The organism is Crossiella sp. SN42, from assembly GCF_023897065.1.
GTDB lineage: Bacteria > Actinomycetota > Actinomycetes > Mycobacteriales > Pseudonocardiaceae > Crossiella.
On sequence record NZ_JAMHIV010000007.1, the window covers coordinates 142,368 to 167,645 of the forward strand.

Annotated in this window: 26 protein-coding genes and 2 pseudogenes; 8 read left to right on the forward strand and 20 right to left on the reverse strand. The window is 71.7% G+C overall.

From position 1 onward, the window contains the following. Window positions 1-596: 596 nt before the first annotated feature. From M8C13_RS10605 to M8C13_RS10615, 3 genes are all read right to left on the reverse strand, one after another. Entirely contained in the window at window positions 597-1,907 is a 1,311-nt protein-coding gene (locus tag M8C13_RS10605) for a cytochrome P450 (RefSeq protein ID WP_252480348.1), read from the reverse strand. A 7-nt stretch (window positions 1,908-1,914) separates the two neighbouring features. Next, window positions 1,915-2,475 carry an EF-hand domain-containing protein gene (locus M8C13_RS10610; RefSeq protein WP_252480349.1) on the reverse strand — a complete coding sequence of 187 codons (561 nt, stop codon included), beginning with the start codon at window positions 2,473-2,475 and terminating at the stop codon, window positions 1,915-1,917. A gap of 128 nt (window positions 2,476-2,603) precedes the next feature. Beyond that, window positions 2,604-3,746: a hypothetical protein gene (locus M8C13_RS10615; protein WP_252480350.1), complete on the reverse strand. Its 1,143-nt coding sequence runs from the start codon at window positions 3,744-3,746 to the stop codon at window positions 2,604-2,606. Window positions 3,747-3,813: 67 nt separating this feature from the next. On the opposite strand from M8C13_RS10615, the gene M8C13_RS10620 reads away from it, so the two are divergent. Next, window positions 3,814-4,377, forward strand: a complete 564-nt coding sequence (locus M8C13_RS10620; protein WP_252480351.1) for a DUF1349 domain-containing protein — start codon at window positions 3,814-3,816, stop codon at window positions 4,375-4,377. A gap of 86 nt (window positions 4,378-4,463) precedes the next feature. Continuing rightward, window positions 4,464-5,108, forward strand: a complete 645-nt coding sequence (locus M8C13_RS10625) for an L-2-amino-thiazoline-4-carboxylic acid hydrolase (protein WP_252480352.1) — start codon at window positions 4,464-4,466, stop codon at window positions 5,106-5,108. 55 nt (window positions 5,109-5,163) lie between these two features. On the opposite strand, the gene M8C13_RS10630 is transcribed toward M8C13_RS10625, so the two are convergent. Genes M8C13_RS10630 through M8C13_RS10640 form a run of 3 tightly spaced genes read right to left on the reverse strand, consistent with a single transcriptional unit; the run spans window position 5,164 to window position 8,066 of the window. Continuing rightward, a complete protein-coding gene (locus M8C13_RS10630; protein WP_252480353.1) occupies window positions 5,164-6,375 on the reverse strand; it encodes an acyl-CoA dehydrogenase family protein in 1,212 nt (403 codons plus the stop codon). After that, window positions 6,376-7,407, reverse strand: coding sequence for a phosphotransferase family protein (locus M8C13_RS10635; protein WP_252480354.1), 1,032 nt, complete (start codon window positions 7,405-7,407; stop codon window positions 6,376-6,378). It abuts the gene before it with no gap. Next, window positions 7,404-8,066 (reverse strand): HAD family phosphatase, encoded by a 663-nt coding sequence (locus tag M8C13_RS10640; protein WP_252480355.1) that lies wholly within the window; start codon window positions 8,064-8,066, stop codon window positions 7,404-7,406. The genes M8C13_RS10635 and M8C13_RS10640 overlap by 4 nt, the downstream gene beginning before the upstream one ends. A 79-nt stretch (window positions 8,067-8,145) precedes the next feature. On the opposite strand from M8C13_RS10640, the gene M8C13_RS10645 reads away from it, so the two are divergent. After that, window positions 8,146-8,760 (forward strand): TetR/AcrR family transcriptional regulator, encoded by a 615-nt coding sequence (locus M8C13_RS10645; RefSeq protein WP_374213053.1) that lies wholly within the window; start codon window positions 8,146-8,148, stop codon window positions 8,758-8,760. Here M8C13_RS10645 and M8C13_RS10650 read toward each other — a convergent pair whose 3' ends face one another. The 12 genes and pseudogenes from M8C13_RS10650 to M8C13_RS10710 form a co-directional block, all read right to left on the reverse strand. Next, a complete protein-coding gene (locus tag M8C13_RS10650) occupies window positions 8,761-9,585 on the reverse strand; it encodes a helix-turn-helix domain-containing protein (protein ID WP_252480357.1) in 825 nt (274 codons plus the stop codon). Next, window positions 9,566-10,438: an SDR family oxidoreductase gene (locus tag M8C13_RS10655; protein ID WP_252480358.1), complete on the reverse strand. Its 873-nt coding sequence runs from the start codon at window positions 10,436-10,438 to the stop codon at window positions 9,566-9,568. The genes M8C13_RS10650 and M8C13_RS10655 overlap by 20 nt, the downstream gene beginning before the upstream one ends. A 72-nt stretch (window positions 10,439-10,510) precedes the next feature. Continuing rightward, window positions 10,511-10,918: a hypothetical protein gene (locus tag M8C13_RS10660; protein ID WP_252480359.1), complete on the reverse strand. Its 408-nt coding sequence runs from the start codon at window positions 10,916-10,918 to the stop codon at window positions 10,511-10,513. A 107-nt stretch (window positions 10,919-11,025) separates the two neighbouring features. Continuing rightward, entirely contained in the window at window positions 11,026-11,583 is a 558-nt protein-coding gene (locus M8C13_RS10665; RefSeq protein ID WP_252480360.1) for a sugar O-acetyltransferase, read from the reverse strand. 11 nt (window positions 11,584-11,594) lie between these two features. Continuing rightward, complete coding sequence (locus M8C13_RS10670) at window positions 11,595-12,557, reverse strand: phosphotransferase (protein WP_252480361.1); 963 nt, start codon at window positions 12,555-12,557, stop codon at window positions 11,595-11,597. 52 nt (window positions 12,558-12,609) lie between these two features. Continuing rightward, the gene (locus M8C13_RS10675; RefSeq protein ID WP_252480362.1) at window positions 12,610-13,227 is read right to left on the reverse strand and encodes a pentapeptide repeat-containing protein; all 618 of its coding nucleotides are present in this window, start codon (window positions 13,225-13,227) and stop codon (window positions 12,610-12,612) included. Continuing rightward, window positions 13,220-13,483, reverse strand: a complete 264-nt coding sequence (locus M8C13_RS10680) for a hypothetical protein (protein ID WP_252480463.1) — start codon at window positions 13,481-13,483, stop codon at window positions 13,220-13,222. Before M8C13_RS10680 ends, M8C13_RS10675 begins: the two co-directional genes overlap by 8 nt. 26 nt (window positions 13,484-13,509) lie before the next feature. Further along, window positions 13,510-13,740 (reverse strand): annotated as a pseudogene (locus M8C13_RS10685) (hypothetical protein); the annotation flags it as partial. Next, window positions 13,720-15,458: pseudogene (locus tag M8C13_RS45765) on the reverse strand (dipeptide ABC transporter ATP-binding protein); the annotation flags it as partial. The pseudogenes M8C13_RS45765 and M8C13_RS10685, both read right to left, overlap by 21 nt. A 2-nt stretch (window positions 15,459-15,460) precedes the next feature. After that, window positions 15,461-16,369 carry an ABC transporter permease gene (locus M8C13_RS10700; protein ID WP_252480364.1) on the reverse strand — a complete coding sequence of 303 codons (909 nt, stop codon included), beginning with the start codon at window positions 16,367-16,369 and terminating at the stop codon, window positions 15,461-15,463. After that, window positions 16,366-17,391 (reverse strand): ABC transporter permease, encoded by a 1,026-nt coding sequence (locus M8C13_RS10705; RefSeq protein ID WP_374213050.1) that lies wholly within the window; start codon window positions 17,389-17,391, stop codon window positions 16,366-16,368. Before M8C13_RS10705 ends, M8C13_RS10700 begins: the two co-directional genes overlap by 4 nt. Before the next feature lie 4 nt (window positions 17,392-17,395). After that, window positions 17,396-19,219, reverse strand: coding sequence for an ABC transporter substrate-binding protein (locus M8C13_RS10710; protein ID WP_252480365.1), 1,824 nt, complete (start codon window positions 19,217-19,219; stop codon window positions 17,396-17,398). A gap of 99 nt (window positions 19,220-19,318) precedes the next feature. Here M8C13_RS10710 and M8C13_RS10715 point away from each other — a divergent pair, with 99 nt between their 5' ends. Next, complete coding sequence (locus tag M8C13_RS10715; RefSeq protein ID WP_252480366.1) at window positions 19,319-20,146, forward strand: M55 family metallopeptidase; 828 nt, start codon at window positions 19,319-19,321, stop codon at window positions 20,144-20,146. A 1-nt stretch (window position 20,147) separates the two neighbouring features. On the opposite strand, the gene M8C13_RS10720 is transcribed toward M8C13_RS10715, so the two are convergent. Beyond that, the gene (locus M8C13_RS10720; RefSeq protein WP_252480367.1) at window positions 20,148-21,362 is read right to left on the reverse strand and encodes an FAD-dependent monooxygenase; all 1,215 of its coding nucleotides are present in this window, start codon (window positions 21,360-21,362) and stop codon (window positions 20,148-20,150) included. 85 nt (window positions 21,363-21,447) lie between these two features. Here M8C13_RS10720 and M8C13_RS10725 point away from each other — a divergent pair, with 85 nt between their 5' ends. The 4 genes from M8C13_RS10725 to M8C13_RS10740 all read left to right on the forward strand — a co-directional run bounded on the left by M8C13_RS10725 (window position 21,448) and on the right by M8C13_RS10740 (window position 24,118). Beyond that, window positions 21,448-22,026 (forward strand): TetR/AcrR family transcriptional regulator, encoded by a 579-nt coding sequence (locus M8C13_RS10725; protein ID WP_252480368.1) that lies wholly within the window; start codon window positions 21,448-21,450, stop codon window positions 22,024-22,026. Continuing rightward, window positions 22,019-22,552 (forward strand): GNAT family N-acetyltransferase, encoded by a 534-nt coding sequence (locus M8C13_RS10730; protein WP_252480369.1) that lies wholly within the window; start codon window positions 22,019-22,021, stop codon window positions 22,550-22,552. The genes M8C13_RS10725 and M8C13_RS10730 overlap by 8 nt, the downstream gene beginning before the upstream one ends. 101 nt (window positions 22,553-22,653) lie before the next feature. Continuing rightward, window positions 22,654-23,181 (forward strand): hypothetical protein, encoded by a 528-nt coding sequence (locus tag M8C13_RS10735; protein WP_252480370.1) that lies wholly within the window; start codon window positions 22,654-22,656, stop codon window positions 23,179-23,181. A gap of 145 nt (window positions 23,182-23,326) precedes the next feature. Beyond that, window positions 23,327-24,118: a hypothetical protein gene (locus M8C13_RS10740; RefSeq protein WP_252480371.1), complete on the forward strand. Its 792-nt coding sequence runs from the start codon at window positions 23,327-23,329 to the stop codon at window positions 24,116-24,118. Window positions 24,119-24,128: 10 nt separating this feature from the next. Here M8C13_RS10740 and M8C13_RS10745 read toward each other — a convergent pair whose 3' ends face one another. Beyond that, window positions 24,129-25,271 (reverse strand): nucleotide disphospho-sugar-binding domain-containing protein, encoded by a 1,143-nt coding sequence (locus M8C13_RS10745; RefSeq protein ID WP_252480372.1) that lies wholly within the window; start codon window positions 25,269-25,271, stop codon window positions 24,129-24,131. Between the last annotated feature and the right edge of the window lie 7 nt (window positions 25,272-25,278).

Sequence of the window (25,278 nt, forward strand, 5' to 3'; positions counted from 1 at the left end):
GCGAGGGACGCCCCGCGCATCATGCGCCGGTCGCCCGGCGAGCAGCGTGCCCCGAGGCGCGGCACCCCGCGGCCGCACGGGCACGCCGCGCCCGACACCCGCCACGCCGCGCGACGCGCGCACCCCGCTCGCGGTGCGGGCACCCCACTCGCGGCGCGGTGCTCTGCGCACGCGGTACGGGCACTTCGCTCGCGGTGCGGTGCTCTGCGCACGCCCAGCGCCTGCCGTACCGCGCACCTCGGGCGCGCGAGGCCCGGGCACTACGCGTGCTGCCGCCGCCCATGCCGACACCCATGCCTGCGCGACAAGCCCGCGCGGCGGCTCCCCGCGGCAGCGGTTTTGGGCTGGCTGGCCGGGCTTGGTGCCCCGGGTCGCCAGCAGCCCGACTCGCTCGCCAGCATCCGGAGACCACTCGTCGCGCACACCGGGCGGAAGTCACTCGCCGGCGTGTGGAGGCTGGCAGCGCCGAACCGCGCCTCCGGCCCTCCGCCCCGCCACCGCTCTCTAGCGGAACGCTCAAACCCCCGTTTTGGTTGCCTTCGTGTTTTCGCTGTCCACCCCATCGGGTGATCCGACCCGCCCTCGCCACGCCTGGATCACCGCTTTTCGATGATCATCGGGAGTGAAACCGGGTGGTGGGTGGCGTAGGCGACTGAGCGGACTCGGTAGCCGGGCAGGGGGCGGAGGCGCCATTGGCTGGCGATTGTGGCGGTGGCGATCATCATTTCGGCTATCGCGAAGCGTTCGCCGACGCAGCGGTGTCTGCCTCCGCCGAAGGGCAGGTAGGTGCCGGGGGCGGGTGGGGTTGTCCAGCGGTCCGGGTCGAAGTGCAGGGGGCGGGGGTGGTGGCGTGGGTCGCGGTGCAGGGCCAGGGGGCTGTAGACGATCTCGGTGCCGGGGCGGGTTGTGGCTGGGCCCAGGCGGAGGGTGGTTTGGGCGGCGCGCATGGACATGGGGACCGGGTTGTGCAGGCGGAGGGTTTCGTCGATCACTTGGCGCAGGTAGGGGAGGTTGGGTAAGTCGGCGAAGGTTATTGGGCGGCCGGCTAGCGCGGTGTCCAGTTCGGTGTGCAGGCGGGCTTCCACGGCGGGGTGGCGGGAGAGTTCGTGGAACAGCCAGGACAGGGTGACCGCGGCGGTTTCGGTGCCCGCTACCAGCAGGGTCATGATCTCGTCGCGGACCTGTTGGCGGCTCATGCCCTCGCCGGTGTCCTCGTGGCGGGCGGTGAGCAGCATGGACAGCAGGTCGCCCCGGTCGGTCTGGTCGTGGGCGTAGCTGGCCAGGATGCGGTCGATGATCGCGTTGAGCCGCCGGCCCGCTTGGTCGTAGCGGCGGGACAGCACGGCGGGCAGCCAGGGCAGGGGGTTGAGTGAGCGGGTCACCGCGCCGCGCAGCATCAGCGGCAGGGAGCGGTGGATCTCCGTGGCGGCCTCTTCGCCGAGGTCGCTGTGGAACAGGGTTTTGGCGATGATGTGCGGGGTGACCGCGTACATGGCCTTCTCCCAGGCGATGCGCTGGCCCGGCACCCAGCGCGCGGTCATCCGCTGCACCTCCGCGCGCATCACCTCGCCGTAGCCGGCCAGCCGCCGCTGGTGGAAGGCCGGACTCATCAGGCGCCGCTGCCGCAGGTGGAACTCGCCGTCGGAGGTGGCCACCCCGTTGCCGAAGAACGGCCGGGTCTTGCGGAAGATCCGGCCCTTGATGAACTTGTCCGCATCGGTGACCAGCACCTGGTGGATGAGCGCCGGATCGGTCAGCAGCAACGCTTCCATCGGGCCGAGGTAGATGCGCACCACCGGTCCGAGCTCGCGCACCGAGGAGTAGAAGCCGATCTGGTCGCGGGCCAGGTAGGGCAGGTGGCCGAGGCCGGGCAGGCGGCCGGGGGCGACGGGGAGCGTGCTGGTCATGGCGGATTCAGGTCTGGGCCAGCCAGTTCTGCGCGAGGGTGCTCGCGCCGACGCCTGCCGGATCGTCGCCGACGTAGGTCTCCCGGCTGGCGGCCAGCCACTCCTGGCGGCTGATCTTGCCGTCGCCGTCGGTGTCGATCTGCTGGAACAACGCGATCGCGCCTTCCTTGGGCAGACCGCTGGCCACGTAGAGCGTGACGAGCTCCTCCTCGTCCAGCACTTCGTCACCGTCCGTGTCCGCCGCGTCGAAGGCGGTCAGGCCGACCGAGAGCACCCGGTCCAGGTAGCCCGGCTCGGCCATCATGCCCTTCTCGAAGGCGGAGATGAACGAGGGCCGGTCCACCCAGCCGATGTCCCCGTGCCCGGCGTCGTGCTGCAACTGCGCCCACCACCGTCGGTAAGCTTGCAGGTAGAGCACGCATTTGGGGTCCTCGGTGGTCATCCCGAGGCGCGCGATCACGGTCAGCGCGATGCGCTCCATGTCCGCCCACTCGATGCGGCCGAGGCCGCTGTGGTCGAACACGTCGAACAGCGCGCCGATGTTCTCGCGCTGCAACGCACTGAGCATGGTCGTCTCCTGAAGCCGTGGCGAAGTGGTCACGCAGAGATACAGCATGCCAAGACTCAGTGACGGGTTCGAGCGCTGAGCGGGTCAACCGCGGCATCCGCCCGCATCAGGTGAACATGGGTCCACGATCAGCTTAGGAACGGCTGGTGCGCGCCATCCAGGGAGAAGAACCAGGTGCTCCAGTCGGGAAAACGGCGGCTCAGACGTTGGAAGTGGTCACTGAGCGCATCCGGATAGGGCCAGTCGCCGAGCAACAGCTGCGCTCCGGTCAGGATTTCCGGGAGATCCGCGACAAAACGGGCGTGGCTCATGCTGGGCGCGCGCGGCCCGCCGGGCTCGGTCACCAGCTCCGGATCGGCCTCGAACAGGGTGTAGCAGGGGAACCTGGCCGGGTCGGGCAGCACCGAGTAGAACGGGACGCCGTTGAAGTAGTACTCGGGCCAGCGGTTGCCCGACAGGGCCAGCCAGGGCACGCCGAGGGTGGAGGCGGTCAAGGCGAACCCGGAGTGCGGGGCCACCAGCAGGTCGCAGGCGGCCAGCGCGGCGAGCTGTTCGACCACCGGCACGTCGACCGCGGCGACGCTGGGGAAGGCGGTGCGCAGCCGGTCAAGCTCGCCGGGGCCGAAGCTGGTGCCGGTGCGGCCGTCGCTGCTGTCGAGCTTGCCCAGGAAGCAGAACCGCGTGCCGGGGAACTTTTCCGCGAGCGCGCCGAGGATCAGCTCCCAGGACTCGGTGGCGGGGTAGAGCTCGCGCGGCGCGCTGCCGCCGGGCAGCACCGCGATGGTCACCGGCGCGTCCCCCACCAGCGCCTTGCCCCGCGCGGCCTCGGCGGGCGGCAGGGTCAGGCGCAGCCGCTGGTGTGGCTGGTAGGCGGGTCCGACCTTGGTCAGCCCGGCGAAGCCGATGCCCTTGGCCGGGCGGAAGTGCGTGGCGGCGGTGTCGTAGTAGTGGGCCAGCCCGGGAAACAACTGCCGCTGCAAGTCCTGGGTGAAGCGGACGTCGCCGACCACCCAGTCCCAGTCCCGGGGGATCCCGGCCAGCGCGGCCGCGGCGTCGAATCCGCCGTCGAAGAGGTCCACCTCGACCGGGTACACCTCATCCACGCAGTCGCAGAGCGCGGCCAGCTCCACCGGCGTGTTCTTGTTCAGCGCCACCGCGATCCGGCGATCCGGACCGGCCAGGTGGTAGCCGTGCGCGTAGTGCAGCGCCTCGATCGCGTGGCCGACGTTGTGCGCGTAGACGTAGTTCACCAGAACCGACTCGGTAGCCATCGCCGCCGATCATGCTCCCGCCGTCTGGCCGGAGCCAACCGAGTTTCCGCCGACCTAGGATCGCGGGATGAGTTCGGCGGACTTCGGCAGCAGTGACTGGGCCTGGCTCAACGAGCCGCCCGGGTGGAGCGTCTCGGACGGTCGGCTGACCGTGCGCACCGCACCGGACACCGACTTCTGGCGGGTCACCCATTACGGTTTCATCCGCGACACCGGGCACTTTCTGGGCCGCCGGATGCCGGGTGACTTCACCGCCTCGGTGACCTTCCGCGCCGACTACCACGACCGCTACGACCAGGCCGGGCTGATGATCCGCCTGGACGAGCGGAACTGGATCAAGACCGGGATCGAGCTGGACGGCAGGCTGTGGCTCAGCGCCGTGGCGACCAGGGAGTTCTCCGACTGGTCGGTGCTGCCCGCGCCCGCCGGGCTGCGCGAGGTGCGGCTGTCGGTGCAGCGCTCCGGCGACGCGGTGACCATCCGCTACGGCGTGGACGGCGCGGCCCCGGAGACCATGCTGCGGCTGGCCTACCTGCCGCCGAAGCGCCCGGCCTGGATCGGCCCGATGTGCGCCTCCCCCGACGGCACCGGGTTCACCGCCACCTTCACCGATTTCACCCTGACGAGCTGACCGCTGTGCCATAGTGGTCGCCGTCAACCATTAGTCAGCGCCAGGTCGGTTGGTGGAGCGCGCTGGGACCTTGAGAGAGGACCAGTATGTCCACCAACCAGTTCGAACCGCTCGACGCCGCCTACGTGCCGGATCCGGCGAGCGAGGTTCCCCCGCTGATCGACGGTTTCCTCACCAGGCTCGCCGAACTGGTCCCCGGCTTCGACACCGCCGCGGCCAGGGCGACAGGCGCGGAGCTGGCCGCCAGGCAGGCCCACCGGATCGTCGATGAGGCGGCCCGGCACAACCTGGCCCTGGTCACCGTGCTGGTGGCCGCGTTCCGGGCGCTGCCTGCCGAGGCCGACCGGCACACGTTGTTGCGGCGGGCGCTGACCGAGCCGTTCGCCGAGCAGGTCGCCCAGGGCACGAAGTACGCCCTGGACTACGCCGAGGACGCCTTCACCACCATGGTCGCGATCAGCAAAGCCCGGGAGGAACACGCCTTCGGCGCGGGTTTCACCTTCCACCGCGCGGCCGACGACGACCGCGCCTACCTGCTGGAGGTGCGGCGGTGCTTCTACCACGACGTGCTCGTCGCACACGAGGCCGCCGAGCTGACGCCGGTGATGTGCGCGTGGGATGAGAGCTGGATCGGCGCGATCGATCCGGACCGGCACGGGATGACCTTCGAGCGGCCGACCACGCTGGGCCTGGGCGGCACGCACTGCCCGTTCTCGTTCCGGCGCAGCTGACCGAGACCGGGGACCGGTATGTCCACAGTGGACGTACCGGTCCCCGGCCCGTCGGCTAGCCCTGGTACTTCTTCAGTTCCCGGCGTGCCAGCGAGGCCAGGTGCACCTCGTCCGGACCGTCGGCCAGCCGCAGCGTGCGGGCCTGCGCCCACAGGTGTGCCAGCGGCGTGTCCTGGCTGACTCCCCCGGCGCCGTGCGCCTGGATCGCCTTGTCCACCACCCATTCCGTCATCCGCGGGGTGGCGATCTTGATCGCCTGGATCTCGGTGTGCGCGCCCTTGTTGCCGACGTTGTCCATCAGCCACGCGGTCTTGAGCACCAGCAGGCGGGTCTGCTCGATGCGCACCCGGGACTCGGCGATCCACTCCCGCACCACGCCCTGCTCGGCCAGCGGTCTGCCGAAGGCCACCCGGTCCCAGGCCCGTCGGCACATCAGCTCCAGGGCGCGCTCGGCCATGCCGACCAGGCGCATGCAGTGGTGGATCCGGCCGGGGCCGAGCCGGGCCTGCGCGATGGCGAACCCGTCGCCCTCACCGGCGACCAGGTTCTCCACCGGCACCCGCACGTCGGTGAAGACGACCTCGGCGTGCCCGCCGTGCGCGCCGTCGGTGTAGCCGAAGACGTGCATGCCGCGCTTGATGTCCACCCCCGGTGTGTCCGCCGGCACGATGATCATGCTCTGCTGGCGGTGCCGGTCCGCGGCCGGATCGGTCTTGCCCATGACGATGAGCACCGCGCAGTCCGGGCTCATCGCGCCGGAGGCGTACCACTTGCGGCCGTTGACGACGTAGTGGTCGCCGTCGCGTTCGATCCGGGTGGCGATGTTGCTCGCGTCGGAGGAGGCCACCTCCGGTTCGGTCATGCAGAACGCGGAGCGGATCTGCCCGCCCAGCAACGGTTCCAGCCACCGCCGCTGCTGCGACTCGGAGCCGAACTCGGCCAGCAGCTCCATGTTGCCGGTGTCCGGCGCGGCACAGTTGAGCGCTTCCGGGGCCAGCGCGGGGCTGCGCCCGGTGACCTCGGCCAGCGGCGCGTACTGCAGGTTGGTCAGCCCGGCTCCGTGCGCGCCGGGCAGGAACAGGTTCCACAGACCCCGTTTGCGGGCCTCTTCCTTGAGGTCCTCCATCACCGAGGGCCGGTCCCACTCCGCGCCGGGCGCGGGCTCGGCGCCGAGCAGTTCGCGTTCGGCCGGGTAGATGTGGGAGTCCATGAACGCCAGCAGCTTCTCGCGCAGCTCCAGGGTGCGCTCGTCGAGGGCGAAGTCCATCTAGCTCTCCTCTGCCAGTGCGGTCAACCCGCTGCTCACCAGCAGGGGCGTGAGATTGCCGATCTTGTCGAAGCCCGCGCCGACGGTCTGGCCGGCCACGAACCGGAAGTGGATGCCCTCCACGATCACCGCGAGCTTGAAGAAGCTCAGTGCCACGTACCAGTTCAGCCGTCCGACGTCCCGGCCGCTGCGCTGGGCGTAGTGCGCGATGAGCTCCTCGGTGGCGGCCAGCCCCGGCACGGAGTTGCTGCCGGAGATCTCCTCCCCCGCGGCGCCGAGGTCGTGGTTGTAGACCGCCAGCAGGCCCAGGTCGGTCAGCGGGTCGCCCAGGGTGGACATCTCCCAGTCCAGCACCCCGGTGATGCGCACCGGGTCCTGGCCGACCAGCACGTTGCCCAGCCGGTAGTCCCCGTGCAGGATGGCCGACGGCCCGGAGTCCGGGATCCGCGCGCCCAGCTGGGCGTGCAGCTCGTCGATGCCGGCCAGCGCCCGGCTGCGCGAGGCGTCCAGCTGCTTCTTCCACCGGTTGACCTGCCGGGTCAGGAACCCCTCCGGCCGCCCGAAGTCGCCCAGTCCCACCGATTCCGGGGCCACGGCGTGCAGGTCGGCCAGCACCTCCACCAGCTCCAGCGACAGCGCGCGGGCCTGCTCCGGCCGCAGCCAGGCCGCGTCGCTCCGGGTCCGCAGCACCTGCCCCGGCGTGCGCTCCATGAGGTAGAAGGGCGCGCCCAGCACCTCGGGGTCGGCGCAGAGCAGCACGGTGGTCGGCACCGGCACCGCGGTGTCCCGCAGCGCGGTGATCACCCGGTGCTCCCGGCTCATGTCGTGCGCGGTGGCCAGCACATGTCCCAGCGGCGGCCGCCGCAGCACCCACTCGTGCGCCCCGTCGGTGACGGCGTAGGTCAGGTTCGAGCGCCCGCCCGCGATCAGCTCGGCCCGCAGCTCTCCGGCCCGCAAGCCGGGCCGCTGCTCATCGAGGTAGTCCCGGAACCGCCCAAGGTCAAGTCCTGGCAACGAGTCTGGTCCGCTCATGCCGCTCCTCCCGCCAGTCCGGGCGCCAGCGCGGCCACCGCCGCGATGGTGCTCTCCGCATCGGTGTGCCACACCGCGTGCATGCCTGCCGCTCGCGCGCCGAGCACGTTGGGCTCGGCGTCGTCGATGAAGACGCACCGATCCGCGGGCAGTCCCAGCAGTGCCACGGTGTGCTCATAGATCGCCGCGTCCGGCTTGCGCAGCCCGACCTCGCCGCTGATCACGATCACCTCGCACAGCTCCCGCAGCCGCGCCATCGGGTAGCCGCCGCCCCAGCTGTTGGACAGCAGCGCGGTCCGCAGCCCGGCCGCGCGGGCGGCCCGCAGCAGGCCGAGCATGGCCTCATCCGGCCGCACCCCGGCGAACATGCGCCGGATCAGCCCCTTCGGCTCGATCGCCCGCCCGTCCACCGTTTCGAGGCGGCCGGCCAGGTGCCGCTCGAACTCGCCGGTGTCCAGTTCGCCGGTCTCCAGCAGGTGGATCGGGTTGCCCGCCTCGGCCCGCGCACCGAGCCAGTCGCCGAGCAGCCCGCGCAGGCTGTCCTGGGTGATGCCGTCGGTTTCGCACCAGTCGCGGAAGGAGGAGCGGATCGAGGTGGTCAGCACCCCGCCGTAGTCCACCACCAGGGCGTCGACCTCTCGGGTGTCCGTCAGTGCCACCCCACAGAGGTTACCGACCGGTTGGAATGTCGGCAATGCCGCTCATCGGGTGCAGCCAATCGGCTGCTTTGCTGGCATTATCTGCACTGTGTCCGCACGATCCGCACCCGAACCTACCGACCGGTTTGTGCCGGAGCGGCTGGTCGAGGCCGCCACCCGCCTGTTCGCCGAGAAGGGCTACCCGGCCACCTCGGTGCAGGAGATCTCCGATGCCGCCGGGGTGACCAAGGGCGGCCTGTACCACTACTTCAAGTCCAAGGCCGAGCTGCTGCACGAGGTCTACCGGCGCCTGCTGTTCCGCGAGACCTACCGCCTGGAGGAGATCGCCACCAGCGCGGGCTCCCCCGCCCAGCGGCTGCGCGCGGCCGCCGAGGACGTGGTGACCAGCAGCGCGGGCAGCCTGCGCGAGGTGACGGTCTTCTTCCGGGAGATGCACCACCTGCCGCCGACCACCCTGGCCACCGTCCGCGCCGAGCGCCGCCGCTACCACGAGCGCTTCCGCGGCCTGGTCGAGGAGGGCCAGCGCACCGGCGAGTTCCGCCCGGACATCTCGGCGGACCTGGTGACGCACTCCTTCTTCGGCGCCATCCACCACATGGCGGTGTGGTACCGCCCGAGCGGCCCGAAGAGCGCGGCGGAGATCGGCGCGGACTTCACCGAGCTGCTGCTCAGCTCACTGCGCCCGACCTCCTGACTACCCGCGCAGCGCGGCCGCGGTCGCCGCGTCGGCCGGGAAGAAGGACTCGATGGCCAGTTCGGAGACGGTGATGTCGGCCGGGGTGCCGAAGGTGGCGACCATGCTGAAGAAGGTCAGCTCCCGGCCGTCGTGGCGCACCCGCAGCGGCACCACGACCTCGCCCGGTCCCGGCAGCTCGACCTCGGGTTCCGGCTCGGCGCACGGATAGCCGGACAGCTCGGCGTACAGCTCGGTCAGCACTGGATCGGCGGTCATCGCCACCTGCCGCCGCAGCCTGCCCAGCAGGTGCGCCCGCCACTCCCCCAGGTTCGCGATCCGCGGCGCGAGCCCGTCGGGGTGCAGGCTGGCCCGCAGCACGTTCACCGGTGGCGCGAGCAGGTCGGCGCGCACGCCCTCGATCAGCACGCCGATGCTGGCGTTGGCCTCCACCATGGTCCAGGCCCGGTCGATGACCACCGCCGGGTAGGGCTCGTGGGCGGTGAGGATCTGCCGCACCGCGGTGCGGACCGCGGCCATGTGCGGCGCGTCCAGTGCCGACTCGCCGTAGACCGGTGCGTAGCCGGCGGCGAAGAGCAGGTGGTTGCGTTCCCGCAGCGGCAGGTCCAGCTGCTCGGCCAGGTGCAGCAGCATGTCCCGGCTGGGCTTGGACCGCCCGGTCTCGACGAAGCTGAGGTGCCGGGTGGAGATGTCGGCCTGCACCGCCAGCTCCAGCTGGCTGAGCCGCCTGCGGTCCCGCCAGCCGCGGAGCAGTTCGCCGACCGGGCGGGTGGCCCGGTCACCGGCGGGGGCGTAGGCCCTTGGCTTACCGGAAGTCAGCTGCATGATCGGCGGCCCATCGCGCGTAGGTGTGAGCGGGGCGTCCCAGCACCCGCTCGACGTCATCGGTCAACTCCGCGGCCCCCACAAAGTCCGACTCGGCGAGCGGGGCGTCCTCAGGTCCCAGCATCCAGTCGATGAACGCCGGGTCGTACCCCTGAGCCTGCCAGCTCGCCCGCGCCTGGGCCGGGCTGATCGCCTCGAACCGCAGCTGTCGGCCGATCGCCGCGGCGATCGCGGCGACCTGTTCCGGCGGGGTGACCAGCTCTGATCCGGTGAGCACGTACTTGGCTCCGTGGTGCCCGTCCTGGGTCAGCGCCGCGACCGCGACCGCGGCGATGTCGGCCTCGTGCACCATACCGCTGGCGATCTTGCCGAAGGGCGAGCTGACCACGCCGGTGGTGCGGATGGCCTGCGCCCAGTCCAGGGTGTTGGCCATGAACTCCCCGGCCCGCACGTGCGTCCACTCCACGCCCGCGGCCTCCACCGCCCGTTCCACGGTCACCTCGTCGGCGTGGTGGTAGTCGGCGTCCTCGACCCCGGGTTCGTCGTCGACCACCGCGCCCGAGGACAGCGTCACGATCCGCCGCACCCCGGCGGCGGTGGCGGCGGCCACGACCTGCTCCGCCGTCCTGGCCACCGCGAAGGCCGGCGCCAGGAACATCCGGTCCACGCCGGTGAACAGCCCGGTGAGGGTGTCCGGTTCGGCCAGGTTCCCGGCGACCACCTCGGCGGCTTCGGGCAGGCCGGCCCGGGCCGGGTCGCGGGTCAGCGCCCGCACCGGGTGCCCGGCGGCGAGCAGCTGCCGGAGCACCTCGCCGCCGATGGTCCCGCTGGCTCCGGTGACCAGGATCCGCATGACTCCCCCAATACTCAAGTTTGAATGGAGCGCCACTGTATCCAGCACCGGAGCCTTCGACAAGTCACCGGGCTAGCGGGCCGCGCGGCGCAGCCCGACCACCTGGAGCTCGGCGAACACCGCCACCGTGGCCGCCTGGACCAGCACAAACGCCAGGCCCAGGCCGGTCATGGACACGGTGGCGGCGACCGCGAGGCTGGCGATGACCCACAGCGCGTTGATCACCACGATCTCCCAGGCGCCAACCCGGCTGAGTCGCTGCCGCATACCCACGGTGGCCACCCCGGCGGCGAAGACGACCAGCACCGCGCCCGCGCCGAGCAGCAGTCCGGCGGGCAGGCCGAGCAGCTCGGTGAGGAAGGAGCTGCCCAGCAGCAGGAGCAGCCCCATCCCGCCGGAGGCCACCGCGTCCAGGCGCAGTGCCAGGCGGAGCAGGCCGTGCGGGTTGGCAGCGGTGGTGGCGGTGGTCTGAGTGGTCATCGTGACTCCTCGGTCGGAAGATCGTCGTTCGTGCTTGCCGGGATGACGATCTCCCGCCGGGGGTCACGCTGTCGATTACCTCAGAGGTAATGGCCCAGGTCAGAGGCTCAGAGGTTTCTGATCACCCGGCAGGGGTTGCCCGCGGCCAGCACCCGCTCGGGCAGGTCCCTGGTCACCACGCTGCCCGCGCCGACCACGGTGTTGGCGCCGATGGTGACGCCGGGGCAGACGATGACGCCGCCGCCGAGCCAGGCGTTGTCGCCGATGGTGATCGGCGCCGCGGTCTCCCAGCGCTGGCGGCGGAGCTCGTGGTCCTCGATCGGGTGCAGCGCGGTGAGCAGCTGGGCCCTCGGCCCGATGGAGACGTCGTTGCCGATGGTGATCGGCGCGCAGTCCATCAGGATCGCGTCGTAGTTGATGAAACTGTTGTCCCCCAAGCGAATGAGGTAACCGTAGTCGCACTGCAACCGCGGCATGATCCACGATCCGGCGCCGATGCCGCCCAGCAGCTCGGTCAGGATCCGTTGACGCTCTTCGTCCTCACCGGAGCGGGTCGCGTTGAACTCATCGACCAGGCGCTGGCAGTGCCGGCGTTCGGCAACCAGCACCGGGTCGTTGTCCCGGTACAGCTCGCCACGCAGCATGCGTTCCTTCTGCTCGCTCATGATCACCCACCCTAGCCATCGCCCAGCTCGGCCAGGGTGCCGCTGAGGCCGGTCCAGGCCTGTTCGGTGTCGGCGGTGCGGGTGTGCGGGGCGCGGAACCAGGTGAGGAAGGCGGCGACGTCCTCCAGTGCCCAGCGCAGCCGGTACAGCTCCAGGGCCGAGGGGTCGACCGGGTGGCCGCTGGTTTCGGTGTAGCGAGCCAGGTCCTCGATGTCCTGGGCGATGAGCCACAGGTCGCGTTCGGGCACGGCCAGGGCAACGGTGTCCCAGTCGAGCAGGTATCGGCGGCGCCGAGTGCGGAGCAGGTTGCCGGGGTGGGGTTCGCCGTGGGTGAGCACCGGTCGGCCGCGCAGGGTGGCGGCCCGGTGGTCGAACTCCTCCAGTCGGCGCTGGAGGGTGGCGGCGTGCCGGGTGAGCAGGTCGCGGGCGGGTTCGGCGAAGGGGCCGCCGGTCCAGGGGTCGTGGAGGGTCTTGAGGGCGGAGTCGAGGTGGGACCGGGAGGGCAGGTCAGGGCGGTGCGGCGGAGTGGTCGGCGGGGGTGGGGTGCCGTGGAGGCTGGCCAGCAGGTCGAGGAGCTCGGCGCGGTCGTCGGGGGTGAGGGGGTCGCCGAAGTCGCCCGCGATGCCGTCCAGGTAGGGGAAGACGCTGATCGCGTAGTGGGTGCCGAGGCGGCGCAGGGTGTGGCCGTCGGGGGTGCGGAGCGGGGCGGCGACGAAGTCCAGGGGTAGGGCGGCGGCGGTGGCCATGGCCTGGTGCAGGCCGTGCCAGGCGAGCTCGGGGGTGGGGCCGCAGTGGGGCTTGTCGGTCAGGTCGGTGACGGTGATGAACCAGCGGCGGGTGTGGTTGTCGGTGGCGGTCCAGTGGTGGTCGCCGAAGCCGACGGGGGCGTGGGTGAGGGTGGTGGGGGTGATGTGCCAGGCGCGCAGGGCTTCGCGCAGGACCTCGTCGGTCAGGGTGGGTGGCCGGTCCTTCATGGCGGGCAAGCTAGCCGCTGCGGGGGCGACCGGTCGCGGGATTTCCGGCGCGTCAGCCGACGCGCAGGCCGAGCGCGGTGACCAGCACCAGGGCCTGGTCCGGGTCGATGCGCGCGCCTTGCAGCTCGGCGTTGCGGGGATCGAGCGCGGTCAGGTCGGTGCCGCGGAGGTCGGCCTGGGTGAGGTCGACCCGGTGCAGCAGCGCGTCGGTGAGGTCGACCCGGTGCAGGGTGGCCTTGCGGAGGCGGGCGGCGGTGAGGTCGGCCTCGCGCAGGCGGGTGCCGGTGAAGGTGGCGCGGCTGAGGTTGGCGCCGGGCAGGCCGACGTAGGACCAGTCGCCGCCGGTGACGGTGAACAGCTCGTAGGTGCAGCCGTCGAACATGCTGCCGGTGAGCTTGCAGTCGGCGAAGCGGGTGTCGAAGAAGCGGCAGCGGGTGAAGGTGCAGTTGAGGAAGGCGCTGCCGGTGTGTTCGCTGGCGTTGAACCGGCACTGCCGGAAGGTGCAGTCGGTGAAGGTGGCCTGGCGGCTGTCCATCTCCGAGAGGTCCACGTCCAGGAAGGCGACCCGGGTGAAGCTCTGGCCGGAGAGGTCCTGCTCGACGTCCCAGTCCCGGTCGTGCACGGTGGTGTCGGTGGCGGGCGCGGGTTTGCCGCCCAGGCGCTCAGCCATGGGCGTGGATGACGCGCAGGCCGGTGGGGCTGTCGGTGAGCGCGGTCAGCGGGTCCGGGGTGGCCAGAGTGAGGTTGTACTCGGCCAGGGACCGGAGCAGGCGTTCGGCGGCGTTGCGGCGACCCGCGGGGCTGACCGCCATCACCAGGCTCACGGTCACCCCGTCCGCGGTGGACTCCAGCCGGTAGGTGCCCGCGCGCATGGCGCGCAGCGCGTGCTGGACCAGTTCGACGGGGATGGCGGGTTCGGCTGGCACGGGTTCAGCATGCCCTTCCCGGCTCGTCAGCGGTGCACGGGGGCGGTGGCCAGGTGGCAGGCGACCTCGGTTCCGGTGTCGGCGGTGAGCACGGGCAGGTCGATCCGGCGGCAGTCCTTGGCCACCGCGGCCGCGGCGCCACCGGCCAGGGCGGGGCAGCGGGGGTGGAAGCGGCAGCCGCCGGGCACGCGGGTGGGGTCGGGGGCCTCGCCGGTCAGCACGGTGCGGTTCTCCCCGAGCACCGACAGCAGTGCCTGGGTGTAGGGGTGCCGGGGGCTGGTGAGGACCTGTTCGACCGGTCCGGCTTCCACGATGCGGCCCAGGTACATCACCGCGACCCGGTCGGCGATGTTCCAGGCCAGGCCGAGGTCGTGGGTGACGACCAGGGCGGCCAGGTCGAGCTCGGCGCGGAGCTTGAGCAGCAGGGCGAGGATCTCGCCGCGGACGGAGGCGTCCAGGGAGGCCACCGGTTCGTCGGCGATGAGCAGCCTGGGGTGCAGGGCCAGCGCGCCGGCGATGACCACGCGCTGGCGCTGGCCGCCGGAGAGCTCGTGCGGGAAGACCCGGAAGAAGCGTTCCGGGGGGCGGAGCCCGGCGCGGGACAACGCGTCGGCGACCTGTTCGGCCTCGTTGCCGGGGGTGCGGTGGATGCGCAGGCCCTCGGCGACGGCCTCGTAGACGGTGTGCCGCGGGTTGAGCGCGCCGGTGGGGTCCTGCAGGATGAGCTGGACCTGGCGGCGGTAGGCGCGCAGTCCCTTGCTGGAGCTCGGCAGCGGCTGCCCTTCGAAGCTGACCTGGCCGCGGGTGGGGCGTTCCAGGCCGAGCAGGGTGCGGGCCAGGGTGGTCTTGCCGCAGCCGGACTCCCCGACCAGCGCGGTGATCTCCCCGGCGTTGACGGTCAGGTTCACCCCGTCCACCGCACGGGCGGTGGCGCCCGCGCGGGAGCGGAAGTGCACGGCGAGGTCCTCGGCGCGCAGCAGCGGGCTCATCGGGCGGCCTCCGGGACGTGGGCGTGCACGCAGGCCGCGGCGTGGTCCTCGCCCGCGGGCCGCAGTTGCAGATCGGTGGTGGCGCATTCCGGTTGGGAGACACCACATCTGGGGTGGAACGGGCAGCCGCTGGGCAGGTCGGCCGGGTCGGGCGGGTCGCCGGGCAGGCCGCGCGGGGCCATCCGGGAGGCCGGGTCGCCCACGGTCGGGAAGGCCGCGGACAGCGCGGCGCTGTAGGGGTGCACCGGGGCGGTGGTGACCTGCCGGGCGGGTCCGAGCTCGACGATCCGCCCGGCGTACATGACCGCCAGCCGCTGGCAGGTCTGGGCCAGCACGGACAGGTCGTGGCTGATCATCATCAGGCCGATGCCGCGTTCGGCGACCAGCTCGGCCAGCAGGTCCAGCACCTGGGCCTGCACCATGACATCCAGCGCGGTGGTCGGTTCGTCGGCGATGACCAGCCGTGGTGAGCAGGCCAGCGCGAGGGCGATCATCACCCGCTGCTTCTGCCCGCCGGAGAGCTCGTGCGGGTAGGCGCGGGCGTGCCGGGCGGGCAGTCCGACCCGTTCCAGCAGCTCGGCCACTGCTGCGTCCACATCGGACGGACGGCTGGAGGCCGCGCCCGCGCCCTTGTGCACCAGGATGGGTTCGGCGATCTGCTCGCCGATGCGGCGCACCGGGTTGAGCGCGTGCATGGCGCCCTGGAAGATCACCGAGGCCGCGGCCCAGCGCACCGCGCGCAGCCGGCCCCAGGACATGCCGGTGACGTCCTCCCCGTCGAGCAGGATCTGCCCTTCGATGGTGGCGCTGCGCGGCAGCAGCCGCAGGATGGACATGGCCACGGTGGACTTCCCGCAGCCGGACTCCCCCGCCATGCCGAGGGTCTGCCCGGCGTCCAGGGACAGGTTCACCCCGCGCACCGCGGGCACCGGGCCGCGCGCGGAGGCGTAGGTGATGGTGAGGTCGCGCAGTTCCAGCAGGGTCATCTCTAGCGTCCCCCCGGGTTGCGCAGCCGTGGGTTGAGCACGGCTTCCAAGGCTCGCCCGCACAGGGTGAAGGCGAGCACGACGAGCATGATGCCGATGCCGGGTGGCAGCACGTACCACCAGGCCCCGGCGGAGACCGCGCCGCTGTTGAGGGCGGCGCGCAGCATCGATCCCCAGGTGACCACGGTGGGGTCGCCCAGGCCGAGGAAGGACAGCGTGGACTCCGCCACGATCGCGCTGGCCACCTGCAGCGTGGTGTCGGCGAAGACCAGGGGCGCGGTGGAGGGCAGCACGTGCCGCAGGATCAGGTGGCTATGCCCGCCGCCGAGGGCGCGGGCGCGTTCGATGTAGGGCCTGGCCTCCACCGCGAGGGTCTGCGCGCGGACCAGGCGGGCCGCGCTGGGCCAGGAGGTCAGGCCGATGGCCACCACGATGGTGAGCAGGCTGCGGTCGAGCACGCTGCTCAGCGCGATGGCCAGCACCAGGGAGGGCAGCACCAGGAAGAAGTCGGTGAAGCGCATCAGCACCGCGGCCACCCAGCCGCCGAAGTGCCCGGCCAGCAACCCGACCAGGGTGCCGATGACCATGGTCAGCACCGCCGCGGCCAGGCCGACGGTCAGCGAGACCCGCGCGCCCCACCAGACCAGCAGCAGCACCGAGCGGCCGGTCTCGTCGGTGCCGAGCAGGTAGTCCGCGCTGGGCCCCTGCAACGGCCGTCCGGTGGTCTTGGTGACATCGAGCTGGGTGGCGTCGGTGACCAGCGGGGCCAGCAGGGCCAGCAGCGTGATCAGGATCAGCCCGCACAGCCCGGCCAGGCCGCCGCGGTCGAGCCGGAACTGCCGCCAGGCGCGGCCGGCGGCCTCACGGCGGCGGGCCCAGGCCAGGGCGCGGGGCGAGACGGGGGCGCTCACGCGGCACGCACCCTGGGGTCGAAGACCCGGTAGAGCAGGTCGGCCACCACGTTCATGGCCACCACGCTGCCGGCCAGCACGGTGAAGACTCCTTGCAGCAGCGGCAGATCGGGCACGCTGAGCCCTTCGTAGAGCAACAGCCCGAGACCGGGCCAGGTGAACACGGTCTCCACGGTCACCGCGCCCTGCACCACCAGGCCCAGGCGCAGGAAGATCAGGGTGATGGTGGGCAGCATGGCATTCGGCACGGCGTGGCGGCGGCGGACCTCGTCGTCGGTGAGGCCCTTGGCGCGGGCGGTGGTGAGGTAGTCCGCGCCGGTCTCCTCCAGCAGCGCCGAGCGCATCACCAGCTGGTACTGGGCGAAGACCACCGCGACGAAGGTCAGGCAGGGCAGGGCCAGGTGGTGGGCGATGTCCAGCAGCTTGGGGAAGAACTCATTCGGCACCGAAGGGTCTTCCATGCCGCCGGAGGGGAACAGCCTGCCGGAGGCCATCATCAGGATCAGGCCGAGCCAGGCGGTGTGCGCCGACCACAGGGTCAGCGCGCTGCCGGTGGCCAGCTTGTCGAAGCGGCTGCCGTGCTTCCACGCGCTGCGCACGCCCAGCCACAGCCCGATCAGCACCGCGATCAGCGTGCCGGTGCCCACCAGCAGCAGGGTGGGCCCGAGCCGGTCCAGGATCAGCTCGCCCACCGGCCGCCGGTAGGTGTAGGACACGCCCAGCTCGCCCTGGAACAGCCCGCCGAAGTAGTCCAGGAACTGCATCCACAGTGGACGGTCCAGGCCGAACTCGACGCGCAGCTGGGCCAGCTGCTCGGCCCCGACCGGGCGGCCGCGGGTCATGGTCTGCACGGGGTCGCCGGGGATGACCCGGAACAGCAGGAACCCGAGCACGATCACGAACAGCACGCTGATCAGCGCGCCGCCGAGCTTGCCGAGCACGTAGCGCAGGGTGCCGGTGGACTTCCTACCGGTCTTGCCCGCTGGTTCCAGCTGCTCGGCCGGGGCGAGCAGGTCGGTCACGAGCTCACTCCCGATCGTCGGCGGAGGCCTTGCGGCGACGGGCGATGAGCAGCACGGCGATGCCGCCCACCACGACCACCGCGATGACGATGCCGATGATCAGCCCGGTGTTGTCACCGGAGCCGGTGTCACCGCTCGCGCCGACCGGGGTGGCGCTGTAGTAGCCCCACATGCCGTTCTGCTCGCGGATCACGCCACCCTCACTGGGCTGGGTGGTGAAGGCGGCGAACTTGTCGCTGCGGTAGGCCTCCATCGCGTTCTCGTAGTACAGGATCACGCTGGCGGCCCGGTCCACCGCGACCTTCTGCATCTGCTTGACCAGCTCGCCGCGCTTGGCCCGGTCGAACTCGCCCAGCTGCGCCTTGTACAGCCGGTCGTACTCCGGGTCGCAGAGGAAGGAGTCGGTGGTGCCGCCCTTGCCGTCGGCGCCGGGACGCTGGTCGCAGGTGTGCAGGCTGAGGATGAAGTCGGGGTCGGGGTTGGTGCCCCAGCCGGAGAAGGCGATGTCGTACTGCCCGCCGGTGGTGCGCTCGTTCATCTGGTTGGCCGAGATGGTCTGCAGCTCCACCCCGACACCGATGTCGGCCAGCCAGCGCTTGACGTACTCGGCGCTGGTGATGTCGTTAGGCCGGTCGTTGCGGGCGAAGAGCCGGAAGGTCAGCGGCTTGCCATCGGCCCCGGCGCGGATGTTGTTGGCGCCCTTGGGGTATCCGGCGGCGTCCAGGGCGGCGTTGGCCGCGGCGGGGTCGAAGGCGCTGCCCGCGGCCTCGGGGGTGAGGTGGAAGTCGGGGTAGACCGGCGGGATGAAGCCGCCGCCGACCTGGCCGAAGCCCTGCAGCACCCGCTCGACCAGCTGCTTGGGGTCGATGGCCTTGGCGATGGCCTGGCGCACCTTGACGTCCTTGAGCGCGGGGTGCCCGTCACCGATGGGCGCGCCGTCCTTGGTGGCCGCGCCGGGGTTGAGCACCAGCTCGGAGAAGCGGCGGCCGTTGGCCTTGTTCAGCTTGACGCCGTTCTCGTTCTGCAGGGCCTGGTACTGGGCGGCGGTGAGCCGGTTGACCAGGTCGATCTCGCCCTTGCGCAGCGCCTGCACGGCGGCGTCGCTGTTCTTGAAGTAGACGAAGTGCAGCTCGTCGATCTTGGGCGCGCCGCGCCAGTAGCTCTTGTTGGCCTTGAGCTTGACGTACTGCTCGGCCTTGTGTTCCAGCAGGGTGAACGGCCCGCTGGAGACCACCGGCTGCTGCTCGTTGGTGTAGTCCTTCAGGCCCGCGCCGACCTTGGACCAGACGTGCTCTGGCACCACCGGCACGTCCAGGGCCAGCATGGTGGCCTGCGGCGTCTTGGTCTTGATCACCACCTGCTTGCCGTCAGGTGAGGCGGTGACGGTCTCGAAGTTGGTCACGAAGCTGCCGTTGGCGGTGGCCGCCACCGGGTCCTTCATCATCAGGTTGTAGGTGAAGGCGACGTCCTTGGCCGTGATCGGCGTGTCGTCGGACCACTTCGCGTTGTCCCGCAGGGTGAAGGTCCAGGTCAGCTTGTCCGGCGAGGCGGACCACTCCTTGGCCAGGCCTTCGCCGGGGCTGTTGTCCTCGGCCTTGTAGGAGGTGAGGAAGTCATACATCAGCCTGCCGATCTCCGTGGAGGACTGGAGACTGGCCAGGAACGGGTTGAGCGAGTCGATGCCCTGCAACAGGCCCACCCGCAAGGTGGTGCCCGCTTGCTGCTGCGCGGTGGCCTGCGGCGCCGCCGCGAGCATGGCCGGCGCGGCCACCACCGCGCAGGCGAGCAACGCGCCGAGCAGTCCGCGCACCCTGCGTGCCGAGGTCATCGACTTCCCCTTCCAGCTGGTGCCAAGAAATAACCATCTCGCCACATAACAAGTCAACGAGTACCGCGAAGAACTGTCCAGGTCGTAACGTGATCAACCGTGCGCATTCTGATCTCGGCCGATATGGAAGGTGTCACCGGGGTGACCTGGGGCGCTGACGTCAAGCCCGGCACGCCCGGCTGGGAGCGGTTCCGGCCGGTGTTCACCGGCGATGTCAACGCCTGCATCTCCGGCCTGGTGGCCGGTGGTGCTACCGACATCCTGGTCAACGAGGCCCACTCCTCGCAGCGGAACCTGTTGATCGAAGAGTTGGATGTGCGGGCCCGGATGCTCACCGGGCGGCACAAGCCGCTGTCGATGATGCAGGGCATCGACTCCGGCGTGGACGGCGTGGTCTTCCTCGGCTACCACGCCGCCGCGGGCCAGCAGGGCGTGCTCGCGCACACCTACCTGGAAAACTCGATCACCGGGGTGTGGCTGGACGGGGTGCTGGCCAGCGAGGGCCGCCTCAACGCCGCGCTGGCCGCCGAGCACGGCGTCCCGGTGCTCATGATCACCGGGGACGACCGGTGCTGCGAGGACGCCGCGGCCTACGTGCCGGAGGCCGAGCGGGTGGCGGTCAAGGAGTGCGTGAGCCGCTACGCCGCGATCTGCCTGCCACCCACCCGATCGTGGGAACTGATCATCAGCGCGGCGCAGCGGTCGATGAACCGGGCCGGGCGGGGTGACCCGGTGCCGGGCCCGCACCGGATCGAGGTGGAGTTCGACGCCGCGCACCTGGCCATGGCCGCCGCGGTGATCCCCACCGTGGAGCAGGTCGATGTGCTGCGGGTGGGTTTCGACGCCCCCGACATGACCGAGGCGATGAAGTGCTTCAAGATCGTCACCGCGATCGCGGCCGGGGCGACCGAGCCGGAGTGGGGCTGACTCACACCCTGGTGCTGATCGGGTAGTCGGGCAGCTCGATCGCGTGCGCGGCGTGCTGGATCTGCTCGTGCATCTTGGCCGCGATCCGGTTGCGCGCGCCCCGCGGGGTGAACTTCATCATCCGGAAGGAGAGTCCGCGCAGCCTGCGCTGCCAGGCGGTGTCGGTGATCATGCCCTTGGCGCCGTGCACGCCGAGCTGCTGGTTGGCGCTCACGTAGGGCCGCATGATCCGCTCGTAGGCGGCGAAGGCGGCGGTGTGCTCGGCGTGGCGGGCGAGCTCCCCGGCCAGCACGTACGCGCCGACCAGCGCGAGGCTGGTGCCCTGCCCGGAGGCCGGTGAGGCGCAGTAGCCCGCGTCGCCGAGCAGGACGATCCGCCCGGTGCTCCAGCCGGGCATCTCGATCTGGGCGACGGCGTCGAAGTAGAAGTCCGGCGCGGTGGCCAGGTCGGCGAGCAGGTTGGGCACCTGCCAGCCGATCCCGGCGAAGGCCGTGCGCAGCGCCTGGTGCTGGGCCTGGACATCGCGGCCCAGGTTCAGCTCGCCCGCGCCGAACATCAGCAGGCCCTTGGCCGCCTCGCGCGGGCTGGTGCGGTAGATGCTGGCGGTGCCGCCGACGCCGTTGTGGAACAGCTCCCAGCGGTCGAGGTCCATGTGGTGGCCGGTGGTGAAGATGGAGATGTAGCGGCCCAGGTGCCGTAGGTAGTCCGGCTCGGGGCCGAAGGCCAGCGCGCGGGTGGTGGAGTGCAGGCCGTCCGCGCCGACCACCAGGTCGAAGGTGCGCGGCGCGGCGCGCTCGAAGACGGCCTGCACGCCCTCGGGGGTCTGGGTGAGCGCGGTGACCGAGTCGCCGTAGATCCACTCGACCTGGTCGTCGCAGGCCTGGACCAGGATGCGGCTGAGGTCGCCGCGCCAGAGCTCGGCGTCGCCGGTGCCGCGGCCGTACATGAAGTCCGCGTCCATGCTCGCGATCGGCTTGTTGCCCTCGGTGACGAAGGTGACACCGCGGACCTTGGTGTCCACCGCCTCGATCGACGCCCGGATGCCCATCCGCTCGCACACCGTCATCGCCGCACCGCGGACGTCGATCTTGTAGCCGCCTTCGCGCGGGGCCGGGGCGCGTTCCACGACGGTGGGCCGGAAGCCGTGGCGGCGCAGCCAGTAGGCGAGGGCGGGACCGGCGATGCTGGCGCCGGAGATGAGCACGGTCTTGGTCATGCCGCAGACAGTACAAGTGTCTCAGACGCGTGTCTAGAACATTTGTGCAAGACAGGTGTCTCAGACGCGGGTTAGGATGGTGACCATGGGAAACAACCGCGAGGCCCTGCTGGCGGGGGCGAAGCAGTGCCTCTACGACAAGGGCTACGCGCGCACCACCGCCCGGGACATCGCCGGCGCCTCCGGGGTGAGCCTGGCCGCCATCGGCTACCACTTCGGCTCCACCCAGGAACTGATGAACCAGGCCCTCTACGCCGCCATCCAGGAATGGGGCGACGAGGTCGAGGCCGCGCTCTCCGCCGAGCTGGACCCCGAGGCCACTCCCCTGCAACGCTTCGAGAGCTACTGGGAACGGGTGCAGGCCAGCTTCCGCACCCACCGCCGGATGTGGGTGGCCACCTTCGAGATCTTCCCGCTGATCGACCAGCTGCCCGAGGTGCGCGCCTCCCTGGCCCAAGGCATGGAACACGCCCGCCTCGGCCTGGCCGAACTGCTCCAGAACATCGGCGCGGCCAGCGGCGACGCCCGCCAGGTCGGCGCCATCCACCAGGCCCTGCTCAGCGGCGTGCTGGCGCAATGGCTGATCGACCCCGACGCCGCCCCCACCGCCGCCGACCTCTCCGCAGGCCTGCGCCGCATCGCCCAGGACATCACCCATGACTGAGCCCCGCGTACTCCACACCGCCGACCTCGACGCCCCCACCCGCCGCGACCTGCGCGCCCTGCTCGACCTGGCCTTCGACGGCGAGTTCCCCGACGAAGACTGGGAACACTGCCTCGGCGGCCTGCACGCCCTCCTGTACTCCGGCGACACGCTGATCGGGCACGCCGCCGTGGTCCAGCGACAGCTGCTGCACCAGGGCCGCACACTGCGCACCGGCTACGTCGAAGGCGTGGCCGTGCACCCCGCCCACCAGCGCCGCGGCCACGGCGGCACCCTGATGGCCCCACTGGAGCGGATCATCCGCCACGGCTACCAGCTCGGCGCCCTCGGCGCGGCCCAGGACGCCCAGCCCCTCTACCGCCGCCGGGGCTGGCTACCCTGGCTCGGCACCACCGCGGCGCTGACCCCCGAGGGCATCCTGCCCACCCCGGAGGAGACCGAGGCCGTGCACGTCCTGCCCGTGGACGCGGCCCTGGACCGCACCGGCCTGCTCACCTGCGACTGGCGCGACGGCGACCTCTGGTAGAAGTTCACCCGATCGCCGGATGTACGTAGTTACACCGACGCGACTCCCCACCGGATGCGGCCACTCTTCCCTGGCGCCACCGTTCCGGGAGGGGACTCGCCATGACCAGCACCTTCATCGGCCACGACCTCGCCGCCCTGCGCCCGGTCCCGCACGTGGGCGACTGGGCGCCGACCGGCTGCCCCGGCCTGCCCGACCGACCACCGCAACCGGGCGTGCTCGGCGAACACGACGGAGTCCACTACACCGTGGCTCCCACGGCCCCGCGGTGGCTGCGCGCACACGACCCCGCCACGCACACCCCGGACCCCGGCCGCGACATCCCGCTCGGCCCGGCGCCACTGCCGCTGACCGGCGTGCGCGGCGGCCTGTTCACCCCGAACTCCCGCGTGCTGCTCATCGCCGACGACCCGAACACGGTGTTCTGCTTCGACCTGCTCCGCGTGCCAGGCGAACCCCGCCTGATCGGGGTGTGCACCGGCGCCCGCCCGCTGCCCGAGCTGCCCGGCCGCACCACCGCACTGGTGCTGCGGTCCTGGTGGCAGGACGGGAAGTTCACCCCACTGCACGTGCTCACCGCGCACGGCGGCGCACACGGACTGGCGGTGCCCGAGCCGATCGAGCTGTGACAGCACCCAAGACGCGCCCGATGTCCGTAGTTTCCACGACGCACCGGCGCACACCGATGACAGAAGCTTGATGAGGTGGGCTCGCCCGCGTTTTGGGGGTCGCGGGCGGTCCCACCACATCGCGCCGGCGCGGAAGGACCCGTCCATGGCCCACACCAGCACCCAGCACCAGAGCCCAGGCCTGGCGCCCCCGGACGTGGCCGCCTGGACCGAGGTCCGCGCCGAGGCCACCACCTCCTGCGAACACCTCTGCTGGTACCTGCCCACCACCGCAGGCGGCCGCCCCGCCCTCGGCGCGCACGCCCACGACGGCGAACAACTCGGCCTGCTGCACCCCACCGCCCCGGTGCCCGCTTCGGCCACCGGCTACGGCGCCCCGGTCTCCCACCGAGGCCACCTCGACGTGCCCGTCACCGGCCCGGCCGGGATCTGGCGACTACGCCCCGACGGCACCGACCAGAGCTGGCTGCCCGCCAGGGAACTGCCCGAGGCCGACCTGTTCACCTGGTGCGGCAGCCAGCTCGGCCTGCTCTACACCAGCACCGCCTGCCACCCCCGCACCCTGCGCGCCTACGACCCGAGCACCCTGGCCCACCTGCCGTACTGGGACATCGACCTCGGCCCCAGCCCACTGCCACTGACCCGGGTCCGCGGCGGCGTGTTCACCCCCAACCGCCGCCTGCTCCTGGTCTCTGGCGCGCCCGGCGAACCCAGCACCCTGTCCTGCTTCGACCTGGTGCAGAACCCCCGCCACCACCGCCGCCCGCTCTCCGCCCGCTGCAGCGGCGCGCGCCCGTTGCCGGAGATCACCGGCGAGATCACCGGCCTGGCCATCCGCCCGGTCTGGATTGGCGACACCTACGCACCCCTGCACATCCTGTCCACCGCGGGCTTCCCCGCCCACAGCTTCCGCGTCCCCGACCCCGACAACCTCTGACCCCACTGGCTCAGCGCCCCCGGTCGGCGATCAGCTCCGCCACCCGCCCGGCCGCTCCGCCCGCCGCGATCCGCGCCCCCAGCTCCGCCGCCCGCGCCCGCATCCGCTCATCCCCCGCCACCCGCCGCACCGCCCGGTACAGCGCCGCCGCCCGCACCGGCTGCGCCACCGGCACCGCCACCCCCAGCCCGGTCAACCGCCGCGCCGTGCCCCGCTGATCACCCAGCCGCGGCGCCACCACCATCGGCACCCCGGCCGCCAGCGACTCCAGCACCGAGTTCATCCCGGCGTGGGTCACGAACACCGAGGTGTGCGCCAGCACCGCGCGCTGCGGCAGCCGCCGGCGTGCGATCACGTTGTCCGGCAACCAACCCAGCTCAGCCGGATCGGTCGCACCGGTGGCCAGCAACACCAGCCAGTCAGTGTCCGCGAAAGCCTCCGCCGCCGCCTGGAAGAACCCCGGACCCCGCGCGAACACCGTGCCCGGCGAGACCAGCAGCACCGGCCGCGCCTCGATCTCCGCCCACGGCAAAGGTTCCCTGCCGCGGTCAGCTTCACCCAGCAGTGGACCCACGAAGTGGAACCGGGACGGGAAGCTCGCCCGCGCCGGTTGCAGCTCCGGCATCGTGGTCACCAGCACCGGATCCACCCCCCGCGCCGCGGGCGCCAGCCGCGCCAACCGGGCACCCCGGGCCAGGGGGGCGGCCAGCTCGCCGTAGCGGTGCCGGGCGGTCTCGGCCAGCACCGCGTCGTTGACCGCGTAGGTCGTGCTCCACACCATGGCCGGCACCCCGGCCGCCCTGGCCAGCCGACCGGCCCACCCGCTCATCGCGTCCCACACCACCACATCCGGCCGACGACGCGCGATCTCCTGACGCAGCAACGCTTTCCCCGCCGAGTCCGACCGCCACCGGGTCCGCGCCGAGCGCCCCAGCCGCCGCAGCTCCGCCCACCGGAACCGCTCCGGCACCCAGGTCTCGAACCCCACCGGCACCGCCACCACCTCCACCCCGGTGGCCGCCACCACCTCAACGAAAGCCGGCCCCACCAGCACCCGCACCCGGCACCCACGCGCGCGCAGCTCCCGCAACACCGGCAGCAGCGGGTTCACATGACCGTGCGCCGCATACGGCACGAACATCACATCGTTCACAACCACC

What these genes read in the sequence shown, in the direction of transcription:
- M8C13_RS10605 (WP_252480348.1), bottom strand. Translation starts at nt 1,907, where the DNA reads ATGACCAGCACGCTCCCCGTCGCCCCCGGCCGCCTGCCCGGCCTCGGC.
- M8C13_RS10610 (WP_252480349.1), bottom strand. Translation starts at nt 2,475, where the DNA reads ATGCTCAGTGCGTTGCAGCGCGAGAACATCGGCGCGCTGTTCGACGTG.
- M8C13_RS10615 (WP_252480350.1), bottom strand. Translation starts at nt 3,746, where the DNA reads ATGGCTACCGAGTCGGTTCTGGTGAACTACGTCTACGCGCACAACGTC.
- M8C13_RS10620 (WP_252480351.1), top strand. Translation starts at nt 3,814, where the DNA reads ATGAGTTCGGCGGACTTCGGCAGCAGTGACTGGGCCTGGCTCAACGAG.
- M8C13_RS10625 (WP_252480352.1), top strand. Translation starts at nt 4,464, where the DNA reads ATGTCCACCAACCAGTTCGAACCGCTCGACGCCGCCTACGTGCCGGAT.
- M8C13_RS10630 (WP_252480353.1), bottom strand. Translation starts at nt 6,375, where the DNA reads ATGGACTTCGCCCTCGACGAGCGCACCCTGGAGCTGCGCGAGAAGCTG.
- M8C13_RS10635 (WP_252480354.1), bottom strand. Translation starts at nt 7,407, where the DNA reads ATGAGCGGACCAGACTCGTTGCCAGGACTTGACCTTGGGCGGTTCCGG.
- M8C13_RS10650 (WP_252480357.1), bottom strand. Translation starts at nt 9,585, where the DNA reads ATGCAGCTGACTTCCGGTAAGCCAAGGGCCTACGCCCCCGCCGGTGAC.
- M8C13_RS10655 (WP_252480358.1), bottom strand. Translation starts at nt 10,438, where the DNA reads ATGCGGATCCTGGTCACCGGAGCCAGCGGGACCATCGGCGGCGAGGTG.
- M8C13_RS10660 (WP_252480359.1), bottom strand. Translation starts at nt 10,918, where the DNA reads ATGACCACTCAGACCACCGCCACCACCGCTGCCAACCCGCACGGCCTG.
- M8C13_RS10665 (WP_252480360.1), bottom strand. Translation starts at nt 11,583, where the DNA reads ATGAGCGAGCAGAAGGAACGCATGCTGCGTGGCGAGCTGTACCGGGAC.
- M8C13_RS10670 (WP_252480361.1), bottom strand. Translation starts at nt 12,557, where the DNA reads ATGAAGGACCGGCCACCCACCCTGACCGACGAGGTCCTGCGCGAAGCC.
- M8C13_RS10675 (WP_252480362.1), bottom strand. Translation starts at nt 13,227, where the DNA reads ATGGCTGAGCGCCTGGGCGGCAAACCCGCGCCCGCCACCGACACCACC.
- M8C13_RS10710 (WP_252480365.1), bottom strand. Translation starts at nt 19,219, where the DNA reads ATGACCTCGGCACGCAGGGTGCGCGGACTGCTCGGCGCGTTGCTCGCC.
- M8C13_RS10720 (WP_252480367.1), bottom strand. Translation starts at nt 21,362, where the DNA reads ATGACCAAGACCGTGCTCATCTCCGGCGCCAGCATCGCCGGTCCCGCC.
- M8C13_RS10725 (WP_252480368.1), top strand. Translation starts at nt 21,448, where the DNA reads ATGGGAAACAACCGCGAGGCCCTGCTGGCGGGGGCGAAGCAGTGCCTC.
- M8C13_RS10730 (WP_252480369.1), top strand. Translation starts at nt 22,019, where the DNA reads ATGACTGAGCCCCGCGTACTCCACACCGCCGACCTCGACGCCCCCACC.
- M8C13_RS10735 (WP_252480370.1), top strand. Translation starts at nt 22,654, where the DNA reads ATGACCAGCACCTTCATCGGCCACGACCTCGCCGCCCTGCGCCCGGTC.
- M8C13_RS10740 (WP_252480371.1), top strand. Translation starts at nt 23,327, where the DNA reads ATGGCCCACACCAGCACCCAGCACCAGAGCCCAGGCCTGGCGCCCCCG.